Here is an 18,589-nt window from a genome sequence, read left to right as displayed (position 1 = left end):
CCAAACCGGCCCCTGCCCTCGAGAACGCCGCCCTTGAGAACACCGCCCTTGAGAACACCGCCCTTGAGAACACTGCCCTCGAGAACGCCGCCCTTGAGAATCCTGCCCCCCATTCTGCAGACACAACAGCAGACGTTCTCCCGGCAAGCCAGCAGGAACCAGTGCCCGCGGCCAAGCCCGCCGCAAAATCCAGCGGGGCCCTGGGGTCGGTTTCCGCCACCGAGGCGCCGGTGATTCCGATCACGGACCAGCCGCGGCTCCTCGTGCTGGATGGACACTCCATGGCTTTCCGGGCGTTCTTCGCCCTGCCCGCGGACAAGTTCTCCACCGCCACGGGGCAGCACACGAACGCCGTACATGGCTTCACGTCCATGCTGATCAACCTGATCAAGGAACAAAAGCCCACCCACGTGGCGGTGGCATTCGACGTCTCCGACGACACCACGCACCGCAAGGCCGAATACGACGGCTACAAGGGCGGACGCAACGAGACACCCCGGGAAATGAGCGGCCAGATCGATCTCATCGACAAGGTCATGGGCGCGTGGGGCATCAAGACCATCAAGATGCCGGGCTGGGAGGCCGACGACATTCTGGCCACGCTCGCTGCCATGGGGGAAAAGGCCGGCTACGAGGTGCTGCTGGTCTCGGGCGACCGCGATGCCTTCCAGCTCATCACGGACAACGTGTTTGTGCTGTACCCCAGGAAGGGTGTCAGCGATATCCCCAGGATGGACGCGGACGCCATCCAGGCGAAGTATTTCGTCAGCCCCGCCCAGTACTCGGACCTCGCCGCCCTCGTGGGGGAGACCGCGGACAACCTCCCGGGCGTTCCCGGCGTCGGACCTAAGACGGCCGCCAAATGGATCAACCTCTACGGCGGGCTCGAGGGGGTCCTGGAGAACATCGACGCGATCGGTGGGAAGGTGGGGGACGCCCTCCGCGAATATGTTGAGGACGTCAAGCGCAACCGGCGGCTGAACAGGCTCCGCACTGATCTGGACCTGCCTGTGACGCTCGACGAGCTCGCGGATCCGCGGCCGGACCAGGCCGCCGTCGAGGAACTGTTCGATGCGCTCGAATTCAAAACCATCCGCACCCGGCTCTTCGCCCTGTATGGCAGTGAAGTCACGGAAGCCGAGCGGGAAAGCCTCGAGACCCCGGACTTCGTGGTTCCCTCGGACGCGGCCGAGCTGGGTACCTTCCTCGCTGCCGGTGCCGGCAAGCGCTCCGCAGTAGCGGTCGATGTTGTGCCCGGCAGGATCGGCGAGGACGCGTCCGCGGTGGCGATCGTCCGCGACGGCGCCGCCGTGTACATCGACCTTGCAGGTCAGGACGCTGCCGCCGAAAACGTCCTCGCGGCGTGGCTGCGTGATGCCGAAGCGCCTAAGGTGATGCACGGCTTCAAGGCTGCGCTGAAGGCGCTGAGCGCCCGCGGATTGGAACTGGAGGGCGTGGTGGATGACACCTCCATCTCCGGCTACCTGATCCAGCCCGACCGCCGCAGCTATGAGCTCGCGGAGTTGGCGCAGCATCACCTCAACATCGCGGTCTCCACCGAGGCCGCCAAGGCGGGCCAGCTTGAGCTGGCGTTCGACGGCGACGACGCGGCCGCTGCCGGCGCGCTGGTCCACGTGGCCGCCGTCGTCCAGGCCTTGAGCCGGTTCTTCGAATCGGAACTGAAGGAACGCAAAGCCCAGGAGCTGCTGACCACGCTGGAACTGCCGGTCAGCCGGGTGCTCGCGGATATGGAACTCGCGGGCATCGCCATCGATATGCCGCGGATGGACGAACAGTTGTCCGATCTCGCCAAGGTGATCGACAACGCCCAGGAGCTGGCCTTCGCCGCGATCGGCCATGAGGTCAACCTTGGTTCGCCGAAGCAGCTCCAGACCGTGCTGTTCGACGAACTCCAGCTGCCGAAAACCAAAAAGATCAAGTCCGGCTACACCACCGACGCCGCCTCGCTGAAGAACCTGCTGGAAAAGACCGGGCACGAATTCCTGGTCCAGCTGATGGCGCACCGCGAGTCGTCGAAACTGCGCCAGATGCTCGAGTCGCTCAAGAAGTCCGTAGCGGAAGACGGCCGGATCCACACCACCTACGCGCAGAACGTAGCGGCCACCGGCCGGATCTCCTCCAACAACCCCAATCTGCAGAACATCCCCATCCGCAGCGAGGAAGGCCGGCGGGTCCGCGGCATCTTCGTGGTCAGCGAGGGCTACGAGTGCCTGCTGTCCGCGGACTATTCGCAGATCGAAATGCGCATCATGGCGCACCTCTCCGGGGACGCCGGCCTGATCCAGGCCTACAAGGACGGCGAAGATCTCCACCGGTTCGTGGGCTCCAACATCTTCCACGTGCCCACGGACCAGGTGACCAGTGCCATGCGATCCAAGGTCAAGGCCATGTCCTATGGCCTCGCCTACGGGCTGACCTCATTCGGCCTGTCAAAGCAGCTGGAGATTTCCGTCGACGAGGCGCGGACCCTCATGAAGGACTACTTCGACCGGTTCGGCGCCGTGCGCGACTACCTCCGCGGGGTGGTGGACCAGGCCCGGATCGACGGGTACACCGCCACCATCGAGGGCCGCCGCCGCTACCTCCCGGACCTCACCAGCACGGACCGCCAGCTTCGCGAGAACGCCGAGCGCATCGCGCTGAACTCGCCCATCCAGGGATCCGCCGCGGATATCATCAAACGGGCCATGCTCGGCGTCTCCGGCGCGCTGGCGGCGCAGGGCCTCAAATCGCGGATGCTGCTGCAGGTCCATGATGAACTGGTCCTCGAAGTCGCCACGGGCGAGCGCGAAGTCGTCGAGAAGCTCGTGACCGAGCAAATGGGCGCGGCCGCGGACCTCAGCGTTCCGCTGGACGTCCAGATCGGCATCGGCTCCAGCTGGTACGAGGCGGGGCACTAACGGTTTACCGGTTCCGGCGCCGCCGGCACCGCAGGATTGGCAGGATTCTCAGGGGGAGAAGCACGTGGGAGAAAAGTACGAGCTCAGGCGGTTCCGCGCGGTTGGCAAGGACTCGGCGGACTATGCGCAGGGTACGGCATGGCTGCGGGGCGTCGGGATCGGCTTCTACGACGAGCCGCGCAAAGACGATTTTATGGACAAGATCATGGCCATGTACCTCGTGGACAACCGTGAGATGACCGGCGTCTACCAGACCGACGGCGTGGCGGCCCACTCCCTGGCAGCGGACGTCCCGGTGGCCACTTTCGCGACCCTGCGCAAGGACCTGAACATCGGCTACGGCCGGCAGCTCGAAGCGCAGTTGGTCACCGCCGTCACGGTGCGCGGAACGCACCGCCGGCAGGGACTCCTGCGGCGCATGATGACCGGTGACCTGGCGGCGGCCAAAGCCGAGGGCGTCGCGCTGGCAGCACTCACGGCGTCGGAAGCGTCCATCTACGGCCGGTTCGGCTACGGTGTGGCCACCTTTGAGCGGAGCATCAAGGTCGACACCGGGCCGCGCTTCCGCCTGCGCCACGATCCTGCCGGTTCCGTGGAGATCGCGGACCGGAAGGTCCTGCTGGAACTGGCCCCGGAGGTTTTCGGCCGGTTCCACAGCGCCATGCCCGGATCGATCTCCCGGCAGGAGGCCTACCGGCTGCGGTCTTCGGGCATGCTCGGCCGCGACGGCAGCGAAGACGAGGCCATCCGGTGTGCCCTGCACTACGACGCTGCGGGCACCGTGGACGGATACGTGTCCTACAAGTTCTCCGGGTGGGACACCAAGCCGTACACCATGGAGATCGTGGACCTCGTGGCCGCAACCGACGCCGCGTACCTGGAGCTATGGCAATTCCTCGGCAGCATCGACCTGGTGGAACGCATCAGCTGGCAGGACGCGCCGGTGGACGACCCTCTGGCCTGGGCCCTCGAGGACCCGCGCTGCGTCGAGGCCTCAGACCACCGGGATATGTTGTGGCTGCGCGTCCTGGACCCGGTGCGGGTTCTGGGCGCCCGGCGTTACTCGGCCGACGGGGCCCTGGTTCTCACCGTGCGGGACAGCCTCGGCTTCGCGGCCGGAACCTTCACGCTGCAGGTCAGCGGGGGAGAGGCCACGGTGACGCCGGCCCCGGAGGCCGCGCCGGACCTGTCGATGGATGTCGCCGACCTCGGCTCGATCTATTTGGGCGCCGTCTGTCCCGTGACCCTCAAGGCCGCGGGTCGGGTCACTGAACACACGGCCGGGGCAGCGCTGGCGGCGCGTCTCATGTTCGCCGTCGAACGCTCACCGCACTGCCCCACGCACTTCTAGCCGGCCCGCACCCGGGAAAGCTGCCTGCAGCATTCCCGGGTGCACGCGTTGCTCGGCAGGCCCCGCGCGCTTTGACCCGCGTTGGCGTAAACGACTAGACTAAACGGGCGTGTACTACGTGCGCGCATCTACAATCCACAAAATCAGGATGACCCGGCGGATCACTTGCTGAGAAGCCGTATTCTTCGCCTGCATTCCATAATGCGGGCGAACCGGTTTGCCTGACCGACTAACTATCCACAACGGAGCCCCTACTACATGACCATCACCTCCACCGAGAAGCCCGGTACCCCCGTAGTCGCCATTAACGACATCGGTACCGCTGAGGACTTCCTCGCAGCTGTCGACGCCACCATCAAGTACTTCAACGACGGAGACCTCGTCGAAGGTACCGTCGTCAAGGTCGACCGCGACGAAGTTCTGCTCGACATCGGTTACAAAACCGAAGGTGTCATTCCCTCCCGCGAGCTTTCCATCAAGCACGACGTTGACCCCGGAGACGTCGTCTCCGTCGGCGATCAGGTCGAAGCCCTGGTGCTCACCAAGGAAGACAAAGAAGGCCGCCTGATCCTCTCCAAGAAGCGCGCTCAGTACGAGCGTGCCTGGGGCGACATCGAGAAGGTCAAGGAAGAAGACGGTGTTGTCACCGGTACCGTCATCGAGGTTGTCAAGGGTGGTCTTATCCTCGACATCGGTCTGCGCGGCTTCCTGCCCGCATCCCTCGTCGAGATGCGCCGTGTGCGCGACCTCGCTCCGTACATCGGTCAGCAGATCGAAGCCAAGATCATCGAGCTGGACAAGAACCGCAACAACGTTGTGCTGTCCCGCCGTGCATGGCTCGAGCAGACCCAGTCCGAGGTCCGCTCCACGTTCCTCAACAAGCTGGAAAAGGGCCAGGTTCGTCCCGGCGTCGTTTCCTCCATCGTCAACTTCGGTGCCTTCGTGGACCTGGGCGGCGTAGACGGCCTGGTTCACGTTTCCGAGCTGTCCTGGAAGCACATCGACCACCCGTCCGAGGTTGTCGAAGTTGGCCAGGAAGTCACCGTCGAGGTTCTCGAGGTCGACCTGGACCGCGAGCGCGTCTCCCTGTCGCTCAAGGCTACGCAGGAAGATCCGTGGCAGACCTTCGCCCGCACCCACGCCCTCGGCCAGGTTGTTCCGGGTAAGGTCACCAAGCTCGTTCCGTTCGGCGCGTTCGTTCGCGTTGAAGACGGCATCGAAGGCCTGGTCCACATCTCCGAGCTCGCCGTGCGCCACGTTGAGCTGGCCGAGCAGGTTGTCTCCGTTGGCGACGAACTGTTCGTCAAGGTCATCGACATCGACCTCGAGCGCCGCCGCATCTCGCTCTCCCTCAAGCAGGCCAACGAGGGCGTCGACGCCGACAGCACCGAATTCGATCCGGCACTCTACGGCATGGCCGCCGAGTACGACGAAGAGGGCAACTACAAGTACCCGGAGGGCTTCGACCCGGAGTCCAACGAGTGGCTTGAAGGCTACGAGAACCAGCGCGCCGCCTGGGAGCAGCAGTACGCTGACGCCCAGACCCGCTGGGAAGCCCACAAGAAGCAGGTTGCCCAGCACGCTGCCGACGACGCTGCGGCTGCAACGTCCGGTGAGAGCGACTCCGGCACCACGAGCTACTCCTCCGAGCCGGCTGCAACCGAGACCGGTGCAGGCACGCTTGCTTCGGACGAGGCTCTTGCCGCTCTGCGCGAGAAGCTGACCGGCAACTAATTGCCCTCGTTCCTCAAGGAGTCAGCTCCCTGAGGCCAGGCAGTTTGTAGCTTCAAGTCTGTAACTTGAAGCGGCACCGCCACGGTGCACAGAAAAGGTGGCCGTCCCCCTGGGGCGGCCACCTTTTCTCTTGCCCCGGACATGCTCAGTGCTGGCAAGTTCCACTGGACATGCTCATTTTTGGAGCCCGCCTTGAGGGAACATGCTCATTGCTGGCGGCGGCCGTGGGGCATATGGGCATTGTGTCCATTGCTGAGCCTGGGCGGGGGACATGTCCGGTGGGCGGAGGTGGTGCAGGGCCCTAATCCGGGGGTATACCCGCAGCATCCCTCCTGCCCTCGAGGGCAAGTGGCCCGCGCCCAGGAAGGCGAAGGACATGTCCATTGCTGGGTTCGCGGGGTGGGCATAGGGGGACTGGGCGCATTGGTCGGGACGGGCGCGGGACATGTCCAGTGGTGGCCGGTTGGCTGCGGGAGGGCATGTCCTTTGCTGGGTTCGCGGGGTGGGCATAGGGGGACTGGGCGCATTGGTCGGGACGGGCGCGGGACATGTCCAGTGGTGGCCGGTTGGCTGCGGGAGGGCATGTCCAGTCCTGGGTGCGCATCCGTCAGTGGAGTTGGATCAGTGGAGTTGCGTCAGTGGAGTTGGATCAGTTGAGTTGGATCCTGCCCTTGACCGGCACGGTGGCCGTGTCCGAGTCAGCGCCGGTGACGAGTTCGGCGCCCGCGGCCTTTAGCAGCGCGAGGGCACCCACATTTCCCGCGGTGGTCTCGGCCACCAGGACTTCGGCGCCGGCAGAGGCGGCCAAGGACTTCACCAGCCGCAACGCCTCGCGGCCGACACCGCGGCCACGGAAGCTCCGGCCCAACCAGATGCCGGTTTCCAGGGCGGGCCCCGCCTCCGAGCGCATCAGCCGAATGGACCCCGCCAGTTGCCCGTCGCAGCTGATGGCCCAGCTCTTCTGCCGTGCGGGCCCGTCCAGCCCGGCCGCGGCAGCCCGGTGGAATTCGCGGAACCAGCTGATCCGGTCCGTGTTCCAGCCGGCGGCCGTGCCCAGCGGCGGGGTGACCTCGTCGGCGTCGGCGTCCCGCAGCGCAAGCTCCAGGAGTTGTTCGAGCACGGGCTCGGTGACGTCGAGCAGGGCGACAGCGGGCGCCGGATCAGCTGATGGGGACATCGATCCACTCCGTTTCTCCGGGCACCAGCGAAGCGCTGCCGGCAGTCATGGCGGCCACGCGGTCCGCGGCCCGGGCCAGTTCTGCCGGATTGTCCGGCAGCGCAAGCCTCAGGACAGTAGTCTGCGCCTCATAACCGGTTTCAGCCATGACGTAGCCCGCGGCGCGCAAGTCATTCTCCAGCCGCCCGGCCGCGGCGTGCCGCACCGGCACCGAGCAGACGCGAAGACGGCGGCGCCGCACGAGCGGAGCGAGCTCTAGCGCCCCGGACACCGATTCCGAATAGGCGCGCACCAGGCCGCCGGCGCCGAGCAGAATGCCGCCGAAGTAGCGCACGACCACCGCGGAGACGTCGCTCAAATCGGCGACACCGGGCGCAGTTTCACGCTTCAGGAGCGCCTCCAGCATGGGGATGCCGGCCGTCCCGGACGGTTCGCCGTCGTCGTTGGACCGCTGCACGTCACGGTCTGGGCCGAGCACGAACGCGAAGCAGTGGTGCCGGGCGTCGTGGAATTCCCGGCGCAGGCCGGCCAGGGCGGTGCGGGCGGCGTCTTCGTCGGCCGTGCGCGTCAGGACGGTGATGAACCGGGACCGTTTGACTTCTATTTCGTGCCGGAACCCGGGACCCGCGGCAAGCGTGGTGTAAACGGAAGTCCTGCTCTCCGGGTAATCCGTCTCATCTGCCACCGGTTCAGTTTAGGCTGGTGGGGTGTTGAAGATCGGGTTGACCGGCGGAATCGCCTCGGGAAAGTCTTTGGCCGCCGCGCGCCTGCGCGAGCTCGGCGCGGTGCTGGTCGACGCCGACGCGCTGGCCCGCGAAGTCGTGGAACCGGGCACGCCCGGGCTGGCCAAGGTGGTCGAAGCTTTCAGTGCCGCCGTCCTGACCCCGGACGGGCGGCTGGACCGGCCACGGCTGGGTGCCTTGGTCTTCGGCAACCCTGAACGCCTCGGCGTGCTGAACGGCATCATCCATCCCCTGGTGCGGGAGCGCGCCGCCGCGATGGTCGCCTCCGCCCCGGCCGGTGCCGTGGTGGTTCAGGACATCCCGTTGCTGGTGGAAACCGGACAAGGGCAGAACTTCCATCTGGTGGTCGTGGTTGACGCACCCGATGACGTCCGGGTCCGGCGCATGGCCGAGCATCGCCACATGAGCGCCGAGGAAGCGCACGCCAGGATGGCCGCCCAGGCAAGCCGCGCGGACCGGCTGGCGGCCGCCGACGTCGTGCTGGACAACTCGGGCACGCCGCAAGCGCTCCGGGACGCTGTCGACGCCCTGTGGGATCGGCGGCTGGCGCCGTTCGCCCTAAACCTCCAAGAGCGCAGGATCGCACCGCGGACGGGAGGGCCGGTCCTCGCCCCTGCCGATCCGTCTTGGGCGGCCCAGGCTGGCCGGCTGATCGCCCGGCTCCGCGCCGCCGTTGCGCAGGATGTCCTTGCGATAGACCACATCGGGTCCACCGCCGTGCCGGGGCTGGACGCCAAGGACGTGATCGACCTGCAGCTCAGCGTCCGCGACCTCGACGCCGCGGACCGGATTGCGCCGCTGCTGGCCGCGGCGGGCTTTCCTCGCTGGCCCGGCATCATTTCCGACAACCCCAAGCCCTCGCATCCGGACCCGACCGACTGGGGCAAGCGGCTGCACGCCAACGCCGATCCCGGCCGGCCGGTGAATCTGCACATCCGCGCCGCCGGCTCGCCGGGCTGGCGGTATGCCCTGTGCTTCCGAGACTGGCTTCGCGCCGACGCCGGGGCCCGGGCGGACTATGTCGCCGAGAAGAGGCGGGTTGCCGGGCTGCACAACGTCGACAAATCCACCGCCGGGTACGCGGCGGACAAGGAGGGCTGGTTCACCGACTACGCCTGGCCCCGGATGGAAGCGTGGGTGCAGCGCACCGGCTGGCAGCCGCCGTCGAACGGTGCTGACGACGCCGGCGGAGCAACCAGGCCCGACGCCGGTACCGTCACCGGCGCCATAGACGGCGCTCCGGGCACCGCACCTCCCGAGGGCGTCGGGATCGGCCCTGGTACTGCCCAAAGCTGAATCAGGGCATCCTGTCGGAGCCCGGCGGTAGATTAGTTACATGAGCCTTGCCCAGGAAATCAACCGTGTCGTGGCGCCCTTCGAGGTCATCAGCGAGTTCCAGCCCGCGGGTGACCAGCCCGCCGCCATCGCGGAGCTGACCGAGCGCATCAAGAACGGCGAGAAAGACGTGGTGCTGCTCGGCGCCACCGGTACCGGTAAAAGCGCCACCACGGCGTGGCTGATCGAGCAGGTCCAGCGCCCCACCTTGGTGATGGTGCAGAACAAGACCCTCGCCGCGCAGCTGGCCAACGAATTCCGCGAGCTGCTGCCCAACAACGCGGTGGAGTACTTCGTCTCCTACTACGACTACTACCAGCCCGAGGCCTACGTGGCGCAGACGGACACCTTCATCGAGAAGGACTCCTCCGTCAACGAGGAAGTCGAACGGCTCCGGCACTCCGCCACGAACGCGCTGCTGACCCGCCGCGACGTGATCGTCGTTGCCACAGTGTCTTGCATCTACGGCCTCGGCACCCCGGAAGAGTACATCGCCGGCATGGTGACCCTGCGCAAGGGTGCGGAAATGAACCGGGATGACTTGCTCCGGAAATTCGTCTCCATGCAGTACGCCCGCAACGACATGGACTTCCACCGCGGCACCTTCCGGGTCCGCGGCGACACCGTGGAAATCATCCCGATGTATGAGGAACTGGCCATCCGGATCGAGTTCTTCGGCGACGAGATCGAGAACATCTACACGCTGCACCCGCTGACCGGAGAAGTCCTCCGGGACGAGACCGAGATGTACGTCTTCCCGGCGTCGCACTACGTCGCCGGCCCGGAACGCATGGCCCGCGCGATTAAGCGGATCGAAGACGAGCTGGCGGAGCGGCTCGCCGTTCTCGAAAGCCAGAACAAGCTCGTCGAGGCGCAGCGGCTGCGGATGCGCACCACCTACGACCTGGAAATGATGCAGCAGATGGGCTTCTGCAACGGCATCGAGAACTACTCCTCGCACATCGACGGCCGCGCCCGCGGGACCGCGCCGCACTGCCTCATCGATTACTTCCCGGACGACTTCCTCCTGGTGATCGACGAATCCCACGTGACCGTCCCGCAGATCGGCGCCATGTACGAAGGCGACATGTCCCGCAAGCGGAACCTGGTGGACCACGGCTTCCGGCTGCCCTCGGCGATGGACAACCGCCCGCTGAAGTGGGATGAGTTCCAGGAGCGGGTTGGCCAGACCGTCTACCTCTCCGCCACGCCGGGCAAGTACGAGCTCGGCAAGTCTGACGGCTTTGTCCAGCAGATCATCCGGCCTACCGGTCTGATCGACCCCGAGGTCATCGTCAAGCCCACGAAGGGGCAGATTGATGACCTGCTCGGCGAAATCCGCACCCGCACCGCGAAGAACGAGCGAGTCTTGGTCACCACCTTGACCAAACGGATGGCCGAGGACCTTACCGACTATTTGCTGGGCCACGGCGTGAAGGTGGAGTACCTGCACTCAGACGTCGACACGCTGCGCCGCGTGGAACTCCTGCGCGAGCTGCGGATGGGCGTCTTCGACGTCCTCGTCGGTATCAACCTCCTCCGTGAGGGTCTCGACCTCCCCGAGGTGTCGCTGGTCAGCATCCTCGACGCGGACAAGGAAGGGTTCCTGCGCTCCTCGACTTCGCTGATCCAGACAATCGGACGTGCCGCGCGTAACGTCTCCGGCCAGGTGCACATGTACGGGGACCGGATCACCGACTCGATGGCCCACGCCATCGACGAGACGAACCGCCGGCGTGCTATCCAGGTTGCCTACAACACGGAGAAGGGGATCGATCCCCAGCCGCTCCGGAAGAAGATCGCGGACATCACGGACCAGCTCGCCAAGGAAGACGCGGACACCCGCGAGCTGCTGGCCGCCGCCGGCAAGAACCGCGGCAAGGGCAAGGGCGCTTCCGTCATCCGGCAGGACGGTCTGGCGACCGCCCCGGCGGAGGACCTGGTGGGCCTGATCGAACAGCTGACGGAACAGATGCACGCTGCGGCCGGGGAGCTGCAGTTCGAACTCGCGGCCCGGCTCCGCGACGAGGTAGGCGACCTGAAGAAGGAGCTGCGCCAAATGCAGTCGGCGGGGCACGCCTAGGGTAAACTCGGTCAGACGTAGGGGAGTATCCCAAGCGCTACGATCGTCAACACGCACGGCTACGATGCCGGGCCGGGCGTAGCGGGCAGCAAGGCGCCATCACGCGCCGGCAGTCGGAGAGACTTACACCGCTGAGCTGTACCCTGCGAAAGGCTTCCCCGTGCCCGAACTTCCACTGTGGTTCGAGATCGGCTCGTTTGCCGTCCTCGGCGTCATCCTCGCCATTGACCTGCTGATGGTCCTCAAACGCCCGCATGAACCCTCCATGAAGGAAGCCGGGCTGTGGGTGACCTTTTACGTGGCTCTGGCTCTGGTGTTCGCCGGCGCCATGTTCGCCTTCACCGGCCCGGAATACGGCGGTCAGTTCATCGCCGGTTGGGTGACGGAGTACAGCCTGAGCATCGACAACCTGTTTGTCTTCATCATCATCATGGCCCGCTTCTCGGTACCGCGTAAGTACCAGCAGGAGGTGCTCATGGTGGGCATCATCATCGCCCTGATCCTCCGCGGCATCTTCATCATGCTCGGCGCGATCGTCATCGAGCAGTTCAGCTGGGTCTTCTATATCTTCGGCGCCTTCCTGCTCTGGACCGCTTGGAAACAGGCCCAAGACGAGGGCGAGGACGAGGAAGACAAGGAAAACCCGCTGATCGCCCGGATCCGCAGGTTCCTGCCGATGTCCGAGAAGTTCGACGGCGGCAAGCTCCGCACCGTCGTGGAGGGCAAAAAGGTCTTCACCCCGATGCTCATCGTCTTCGTGACCATCGGCATGACCGACCTGCTGTTCGCCGTCGACTCCATCCCGGCCATCTTCGGCCTCACCCAGAGCGCCTTCATCGTCTTCACCGCGAACATCTTCGCCCTCATGGGGCTGCGGCAGCTCTATTTCCTGCTCGGCGGCCTCATGAACCGGCTCATCTACCTCAAGCACGCGCTGTCCGTCATCCTGGCGTTCATCGGCGTCAAGCTGGTCCTGCACGCCATGCACGTCAACGAACTGCCCTTCATCAACGGCGGCCAGCACATTGAATGGGCGCCCGAGATCCCCACGTACGTTTCGCTCGGCGTGATCATCGGCACCATCATCGTCGCGGTGATCGCGAGCCTGGTCAGCTCCAAGTCGTCCAAGTCCAAACTGGATGCCCGGCTGGAAGAGGACGCCCGGAAAAGCCTGAGCGACGTCGACTGATTCCGGTCTGACGGGTCCAGGGTGGAGGATTCCGGCAGCAGCGTCCGGGCGGCTCCGGCGGCCGCCATAAGCGTTATGCTCGGACCGTGAAAACCTTCTACCCGGCACCGCGTGACGGTGCGGCGCTGGACCTGAACAGGGTTCAGCGCCGCACCGTTTCCGTCCTGAGCGTCGCCCAGCTCTTGAGCAGCGTCGGCACCGGGGCCAGCCTTTCCGTCGGCTCGCTCCTGGCCGTGGAGCTCTCCGGCGCCAACGCCTGGGCCGGATCAGTCACCACGGCCGTGACGCTGACCGCCGCCGTCGCGGCCCTGCCTCTGGCCGGCCTGGCCGGACGGCGGGGCCGCCGGGCAGCGCTCGTGACCGGGCAGCTGGGCGCCCTGGCCGGATCCCTGCTCATCATCCTGTCAACGGTGTCCGCGGCTTTGCCCGTGCTGCTGCTGGGAGCGGCACTCCTGGGCCTGGGGACCGCTGCCAACCTCCAGGCCCGTTTCGCCGCCGTCGACCTGTCCGACGCCGGGCACCGCGGACGCTCCCTCGCGATCGTCGTGTGGGCGGTCACGATCGGCGCCGTCGCCGGACCCAATCTGATCCGTCCGGGGGCCGCGGTGGGGGAGGCCCTCGGTTTGCCGGCACTGGCCGGCCCGTTCGTGTTTTCCGCCGCCGGGCTGGCTCTGGCTGCCCTGTTGCTGGTGATTGGCTTGCGGCCGGATCCGCTGCTGCTGGCGGTCCGGCTCAGGGCCGCCGGTGAGCCGGTGGCGGGGAACGGCACCGCGGGCGTCCGACGCCGGCACGGCCTCCGCGCCGGTCTCCGGGCCGTCGGGAACTCGCCGCGCGCCCGCCTGGCGCTGTTCGCCATCGTCGCCGCGCACGGCTGCATGGTGGCCGTCATGTCGATGACGCCGCTCCATCTCCAGCTCCTCGTCGAAGGGCCGATGGCCGACATGCCGGCCGGGCACGTCCATGCCGCCAGCACGGATGTCCTGGTCCTGATTGGCTTCACCATCTCGCTGCACATTGCCGGCATGTACGCACTGTCACCGGTTATGGGATGGCTCACCGACAAAACCGGCCGGCTGCCCGTGATCGTCCTTGGCCACGGGCTGATCCTGGCAGCCGTCTGTGTCGCCGGGTTCGGTCAGCAGCAACCGGTCCTGGTCACGACGGGACTCGTGCTGCTCGGCCTGGGCTGGTCGGCCGCCACCATCGCCGGCTCCACACTCCTCGCCGAGAGCGTCGCCGCCGACGACCGGGTGCTCGTCCAAGGCGTCTCGGACACCCTGATGGGCGCCGCCGGGGCGCTCGGCGCCGGCTTCTCCGGCCTGGTGATGAGCGGGGTCGGCTACCAGGGCCTCAACCTCGCGGCCGCGGCCTTCGCCGCCGCCGTGCTGGCTGTCGCCGCACCGGCCGCAATGAGGCGCCGCGCGGCGGGCGTGACGGCGTAACTGCACTGACCGTTCCAAGCGCGAGGACCCGCCCGGTCCCGCCGCCGGTCAGCGGCGGGCGGAGCGGGCCATGCCCAGCAGGCGGCCGAAAATCGCCTCCCCGTCGTCCGCGATCCCGTCATGGTGGAACTCGTCGGACTCCCACACCTGCAGGCCCCGGACGGCGGCCGCGGTTTCCAGGGAGAGCTCGCGGTCCACGTAGATGTCGTCGGTGTACACGGCCGCCGCCACGGGGACCGTGTTCAGCGCCAGCCGCTCCGGGTCGTAGAGCGGCGCCCAGTCGTCCTTCTCGGCCAGGAGCCGGGCCACGTCCCGCAGCGGGCGCAGGGCCGGGTCCTGTTCGAAGTACCAGGGGTACACCATTTCGCCGGTCAGGAGCGGCTCCGCGGCGTCCGGGCGGAACTCCGGGAATTCGTCCAACACCCGCCAGGCGGCCCAGTTGGTGGCCTCGGCCTGACCGTAAATGGACTCGTGCATCAGGGCGTAGAGGGGGTTGGCGGCCCTGGAAACGAGGCCGCGGACCTGCTCCAGGAAGGCGTCGGAGAGCCGGTCGCCGTCGGGCGTGGCCACGAAGGCGTCCTCCAACAGGTGGTGCAGCGTGTCCACCCTGGTGTTGCCGCCCAGGAACGAGCCCACCATCTGGAACCGTTCCACGGTGAGCCGGCCGCCGTCGGGTAGGAACTCCTCCGTGTCCCGCAGATGCCGGGCGATCCGGGTGACTGCTTCACGGTCCTCGGGATACCAGGTGAAGTATTCGGCGTTCCGCGCCGCGACCCGCTGGAACGTCGCCCGGTATACCCGCTCCGCGGAGCCGGACAGCGGGGCGAGGCCGCCGGTCACGAGCACCTCGCGGAGCCCTTCGGGGGCGAAGGACAGGTAGCTCAGTGCACAGAACCCGCCATAACTCTGGCCGTAGATGGTCCAGGGGGCCGAACCCAGGGCCGCCCTGATGGCCTCAGCGTCGGCGACGATGGAGTCGGCGCGGAAGTGCGACAGGTAGCTGGCCTGGTCCTCGTGGCTGCCGCGCAGGGGCAGGGTGTTGCGGTCAATTGCGGAGGACAGGCCGGTGCCGCGCTGGTCCAGCATGAGGATCCGGAAGTCCCGCGCGGCGGCCTTGCTCCAGCCGCCCAGGGACGGGATCCGGTTACCGCGTCCGCCGGGGCCGCCCTGCAGGTAGAGCAGCCAAGGGAGCTCCGCCGCGTCTTCCTCGCTGTGCTCCGCGGACACGTACTCGCGGGCGAATACCGTGATGGTCTCGCCGCGGCGCCCGGCCTCGTTGAAGTGGTCCAGCGGAACCTGGAAGTAGTGTTCCGCGGTTCGCATTCCGCGGTAGGTGTGGCGTGCCCGGACGCTGTGCCGGACATTGCGCCCGACGCTGGACTCCGCCTCGAGAAGGGCTGCACCCATGAGGCCCGTCAGCGGAAGATCAACCACGGCCGGCCTCCTCGCGGACGCTGCTGGAACCGTGCAGTGCTGTGCCGGAGCCGCCGAAGGCCTCCAGTGCCGGGCCGGTGAGGCGGAACGTGGACCATTCCTCCATCGGGGCGGCACCGAGCCTCTTGTAGAAATTGATCGAGGGCTCGTTCCAGTCCAGCACGCTCCACTCGACCCGCGCGTAGCCGCGGTCGACGGCGGTCGCGGCCAGGTGCTGAAGCAGCGCCTTGCCGTGGCCCTCGCCACGCGCCTCGGGCCGGACGTACAGGTCCTCCAGGTAAATCCCGTGCACCCCTTCCCACGTGGAGTAGTTCAGGAACCAGAGCGCGAAGCCCCGCACCTCGCCTGCCGGGTTCTCCGCCATGGTGGCGAAGACCCGGGGATTCTCACCGAAAAGGACCTCGGTGAGCATCTCGGGGGTGTTCCGGACGGCGTCCGGTTCCTTCTCGTACAGGGCGAGATCGTGGATCATCTGCAGGATGGCAGGGACGTCTCGCGGGGCGGCAGGCCGGATTACACTCATTGTCCAAGTTTACTCGGGGCGCCCGGCCCGCTAGAGCCGGTTGACGTCCGTGACGCGGACGACGGCGGTCCCGGACTCATCCGAAGCCTCCAAGTCAACCTCGGCGGAGATGCCCCAGTCGTGGTGTCCGGCCGGGTCGGCAAAGATCTGCCGGACCTTCCAGACGCCGGGTTCCTCGGTGATGATCAGCAGCCCGGGTCCGCGGGCATCCGGGCCGGTGCCGATGTCGTTGTGTTCATCAAAGTAGTCATCCAGTGCATCCTCCCAGCGCTCGGCGTCCCAGCCGGAGCCGGCGTCGAGCTCGCCCAGGGCGGTGGCGGCCTCATCCGCGAACAGCTCCACGCGCCGGAACATCTCATTGCGCACCATCACCCGGAAGGCCCGGATGTTGGACGTCAGCGACGGCGGCGGGGGCGGGGGCGCGTCGTGCGGCGTGGGCGCCGCGCCGGACGTGAGTTCCTCCCACTCGTCGAGCAGGCTCGAGTCCACCTGGCGGACCAGTTCGCCCAGCCAGGCGATGAGGTCCTCGAGGTCCTCCCGGAGCGCGTCCTGCGGGACAGTCTGGCGCAGCGCCTTGAAACCGTCGGCGAGGTAGCGCAGCACAATCCCCTCGGAGCGCGCCAGGCCGTAGAACTGGACGAATTCGCCGAAGTTCATGGCGCGCTCGTACATGTCCCGGACTACGGACTTGGGCGCGAGTTCAAAGTCGCCGACCCACGGCGCTGCCTTGCGGTAGACGTCGAAGGCCTCGCCGAGAATCTCCGCGAGCGGCTGCGGGTAGGTGACCTCCTCGAGCATCGCCATCCGCTGGTCGTACTCGATGCCGTCGGCCTTCATCGCCGCGATCGCTTCGCCGCGCGCCTTCTTCTGCTGCGCGGACAGGATCTGGCGCGGCTTCTCCAAGGTCGCCTCGATCACGGACACGACGTCGAGGGCATACGACGGCGACTCCGGGTCAAGCAGCTCCAGCGCCGCGAGGGCGAACGGAGACAGGGGCTGGTTGAGGGCGAAGTTCGCCTGCAGGTGGACCGTAAGCCGGACCGTGCGGCCATCCGCTCCCTGCTCCTGCGGCGGGATGCGCTCCACGACGCCGGCAGCGAGGAGTTCGCGGTAGATGCCCAGGGCCTTCTTCATGAGCTGCAGCTGGGAAGACCGGGTCTCGTGGTTTTCCGTGAGCAGGCGGCGGGCGGCCTGGAACGGGTCGCCGGGGCGTTCCATCAGGTTCATGAGCATCGCGTGCGTCACGGTGAAACTCGAGGTGAGCGGATCCGGGACAGAGTCCACGAGCCGTTTGTACGTCGGTTCACCCCATGACACGAAGCCTTCCGGCGGCTTCTTCTTGACCACCTGGCGCAGCTTCTTCTGGTCGTCGCCGAACTTGGCCGTGGCCTTGGCCATCGCCTTGACGTTCTCGGTCACGTGCTCAGGGGCTTGGACCACCACGGTGCCGGCCGTGTCGTAGCCGGCCCGTCCGGCACGGCCCGCGATCTGGTGGAACTCGCGGGAGTTCAGCAGCCGGGTGCGGACGCCGTCGTACTTGCTCAGGGCCGTGAGCAACACGGTGCGGATGGGCACGTTGATGCCCACCCCCAGGGTGTCGGTGCCGCAGATGACCTTGAGGAGCCCGGCCTGGGCGAGCTGCTCGACGAGCCGGCGGTACTTCGGCAGCATGCCGGCGTGGTGGACGCCGATCCCGTGCCGGACCAGCCGGTTGAGGGTCTTGCCGAAGCCCGCGGCGAAGCGGAACCCGGCGATGAGCTCGGCAATCTTGTCCTTTTCCTCGCGGGTGCAGACGTTGATGCTCATCAGGTTCTGGGCCCGGTCGATCGCCTCGACCTGGCTGAAGTGGACCACGTAGACCGGGACCTGCTTGGTGGCGAGGAGCTCTTCAAGGGTCTCGTGGACCGGGGTCTGTTCGTAGTAGTAATGCAGCGGGATGGGGCGCTCGGCGGAACTGACGGTGGTGGTCGGGCGGCCGGTCAGCTCGGTGATTCCGGCTTCGAAGCGGCTGACATCGCCGAGGGTCGCGGACATCAGCAGGAACTGGGCCTGGGGCAGCTCCAGCAGCGGCACCTGCCAGGCCCAGCCGCGCTGCGGGTCGGAGTAGAAGTGGAATTCGTCCATGATGACGGCGCCGAGCTCGGCGGCGGAGCCTTCACGGAGGGCGATGTTGGCCAGGATCTCCGCGGTGCAGCAGATGATCGGGGCGTCCTGGTTAACGCCGGAGTCGCCGGTGATCATGCCGACGTTCTCGGCTCCGAGGATCTCGCACAGGGCGAAGAACTTCTCGGAGACCAGGGCCTTGATCGGAGCCGTGTAATAGCTGCGCGCTCCGCGGGCCATGGCCTGGAAGTGCGCGGCAATGGCTACCAGGGACTTCCCCGACCCGGTCGGCGTGGCCAGGATGACGTTGGAGCCGGCGGCCAGCTCCATGATCGCCTCGTCCTGGGCGGTGTAGAGGGCGAGGCCGCGCGTCTCGGTCCACTCGACAAAACGGGTGTAGAGCTCGTCCGGGTCCAGGCCCGTCCTGCCGGGAACTCGGGCGGCCGGGGCGGGGAGCTGATCAACGAGTTTCATTGCTTTCCAGCTTAGTGCCCGTCCAGTGCCGGCGGCACCGGCGGCCCGTGCGCACGCAGGCGGGACGCGTGCTTCCTTGG

At 67.0% G+C, this 18,589-nt stretch carries 12 protein-coding genes and 1 pseudogene; 7 read left to right on the top strand and 6 right to left on the bottom strand.

Annotated features, from left to right (window positions below):
- Nucleotides 1-52 precede the first annotated feature (52 nt).
- A pseudogene (locus tag AB4Y72_RS02100) lies at nucleotides 53-283 on the bottom strand (hypothetical protein); the annotation flags it as partial.
- On the opposite strand from AB4Y72_RS02100, the gene polA reads away from it, so the two are divergent.
- The 3 genes from polA (at nucleotide 282) to rpsA (ending at nucleotide 6,006) form a co-directional block, all read left to right on the top strand.
- Nucleotides 282-2,921, top strand: coding sequence for a DNA polymerase I (polA, locus tag AB4Y72_RS02095; protein WP_441424512.1), 2,640 nt, complete (start codon nucleotides 282-284; stop codon nucleotides 2,919-2,921). The pseudogene AB4Y72_RS02100 and the gene polA overlap by 2 nt on opposite strands.
- A 64-nt stretch (nucleotides 2,922-2,985) precedes the next feature.
- A complete protein-coding gene (locus tag AB4Y72_RS02090; RefSeq protein WP_441424511.1) occupies nucleotides 2,986-4,272 on the top strand; it encodes a GNAT family N-acetyltransferase in 1,287 nt (428 codons plus the stop codon).
- Between the two features lie 258 nt (nucleotides 4,273-4,530).
- Nucleotides 4,531-6,006, top strand: a complete 1,476-nt coding sequence (gene rpsA, locus AB4Y72_RS02085; protein WP_026537355.1) for a 30S ribosomal protein S1 — start codon at nucleotides 4,531-4,533, stop codon at nucleotides 6,004-6,006.
- A gap of 649 nt (nucleotides 6,007-6,655) precedes the next feature.
- On the opposite strand, the gene AB4Y72_RS02080 is transcribed toward rpsA, so the two are convergent.
- Nucleotides 6,656-7,183 carry a GNAT family N-acetyltransferase gene (locus AB4Y72_RS02080; RefSeq protein WP_441424510.1) on the bottom strand — a complete coding sequence of 176 codons (528 nt, stop codon included), beginning with the start codon at nucleotides 7,181-7,183 and terminating at the stop codon, nucleotides 6,656-6,658.
- On the bottom strand, nucleotides 7,167-7,868 hold the full coding sequence (locus tag AB4Y72_RS02075) for an IMPACT family protein (protein ID WP_441424509.1): 702 nt from the start codon (nucleotides 7,866-7,868) through the stop codon (nucleotides 7,167-7,169). Before AB4Y72_RS02075 ends, AB4Y72_RS02080 begins: the two co-directional genes overlap by 17 nt.
- A gap of 22 nt (nucleotides 7,869-7,890) precedes the next feature.
- On the opposite strand from AB4Y72_RS02075, the gene coaE reads away from it, so the two are divergent.
- From coaE to AB4Y72_RS02055, 4 genes are all read left to right on the top strand, one after another.
- The gene (coaE, locus tag AB4Y72_RS02070; protein WP_441424508.1) at nucleotides 7,891-9,222 is read left to right on the top strand and encodes a dephospho-CoA kinase; all 1,332 of its coding nucleotides are present in this window, start codon (nucleotides 7,891-7,893) and stop codon (nucleotides 9,220-9,222) included.
- Between the two features lie 40 nt (nucleotides 9,223-9,262).
- The gene (uvrB, locus tag AB4Y72_RS02065) at nucleotides 9,263-11,344 is read left to right on the top strand and encodes an excinuclease ABC subunit UvrB (RefSeq protein WP_441424507.1); all 2,082 of its coding nucleotides are present in this window, start codon (nucleotides 9,263-9,265) and stop codon (nucleotides 11,342-11,344) included.
- 160 nt (nucleotides 11,345-11,504) lie between these two features.
- Nucleotides 11,505-12,533: a TerC family protein gene (locus AB4Y72_RS02060; protein WP_441424506.1), complete on the top strand. Its 1,029-nt coding sequence runs from the start codon at nucleotides 11,505-11,507 to the stop codon at nucleotides 12,531-12,533.
- Between the two features lie 86 nt (nucleotides 12,534-12,619).
- Nucleotides 12,620-13,975, top strand: coding sequence for an MFS transporter (locus tag AB4Y72_RS02055; RefSeq protein ID WP_441424505.1), 1,356 nt, complete (start codon nucleotides 12,620-12,622; stop codon nucleotides 13,973-13,975).
- A gap of 48 nt (nucleotides 13,976-14,023) precedes the next feature.
- On the opposite strand, the gene AB4Y72_RS02050 is transcribed toward AB4Y72_RS02055, so the two are convergent.
- Genes AB4Y72_RS02050 through AB4Y72_RS02040 form a run of 3 tightly spaced genes read right to left on the bottom strand, consistent with a single transcriptional unit; the run spans nucleotide 14,024 to nucleotide 18,509 of the window.
- Nucleotides 14,024-15,382, bottom strand: coding sequence for an alpha/beta fold hydrolase (locus AB4Y72_RS02050; RefSeq protein ID WP_441424581.1), 1,359 nt, complete (start codon nucleotides 15,380-15,382; stop codon nucleotides 14,024-14,026).
- A gap of 19 nt (nucleotides 15,383-15,401) precedes the next feature.
- Nucleotides 15,402-15,932: a GNAT family N-acetyltransferase gene (locus AB4Y72_RS02045; protein ID WP_441424504.1), complete on the bottom strand. Its 531-nt coding sequence runs from the start codon at nucleotides 15,930-15,932 to the stop codon at nucleotides 15,402-15,404.
- Between the two features lie 30 nt (nucleotides 15,933-15,962).
- Nucleotides 15,963-18,509, bottom strand: a complete 2,547-nt coding sequence (locus tag AB4Y72_RS02040) for a DEAD/DEAH box helicase (protein WP_441424503.1) — start codon at nucleotides 18,507-18,509, stop codon at nucleotides 15,963-15,965.
- Nucleotides 18,510-18,589 lie beyond the last annotated feature (80 nt).

Origin of the sequence: Arthrobacter sp. YAF34, from assembly GCF_052113245.1 — a bacterium.
GTDB lineage: Bacteria > Actinomycetota > Actinomycetes > Actinomycetales > Micrococcaceae > Arthrobacter.
The sequence above is the reverse complement of the archived record's forward strand: the minus strand, read 5'-3'. Positions and strand labels throughout refer to the sequence as shown.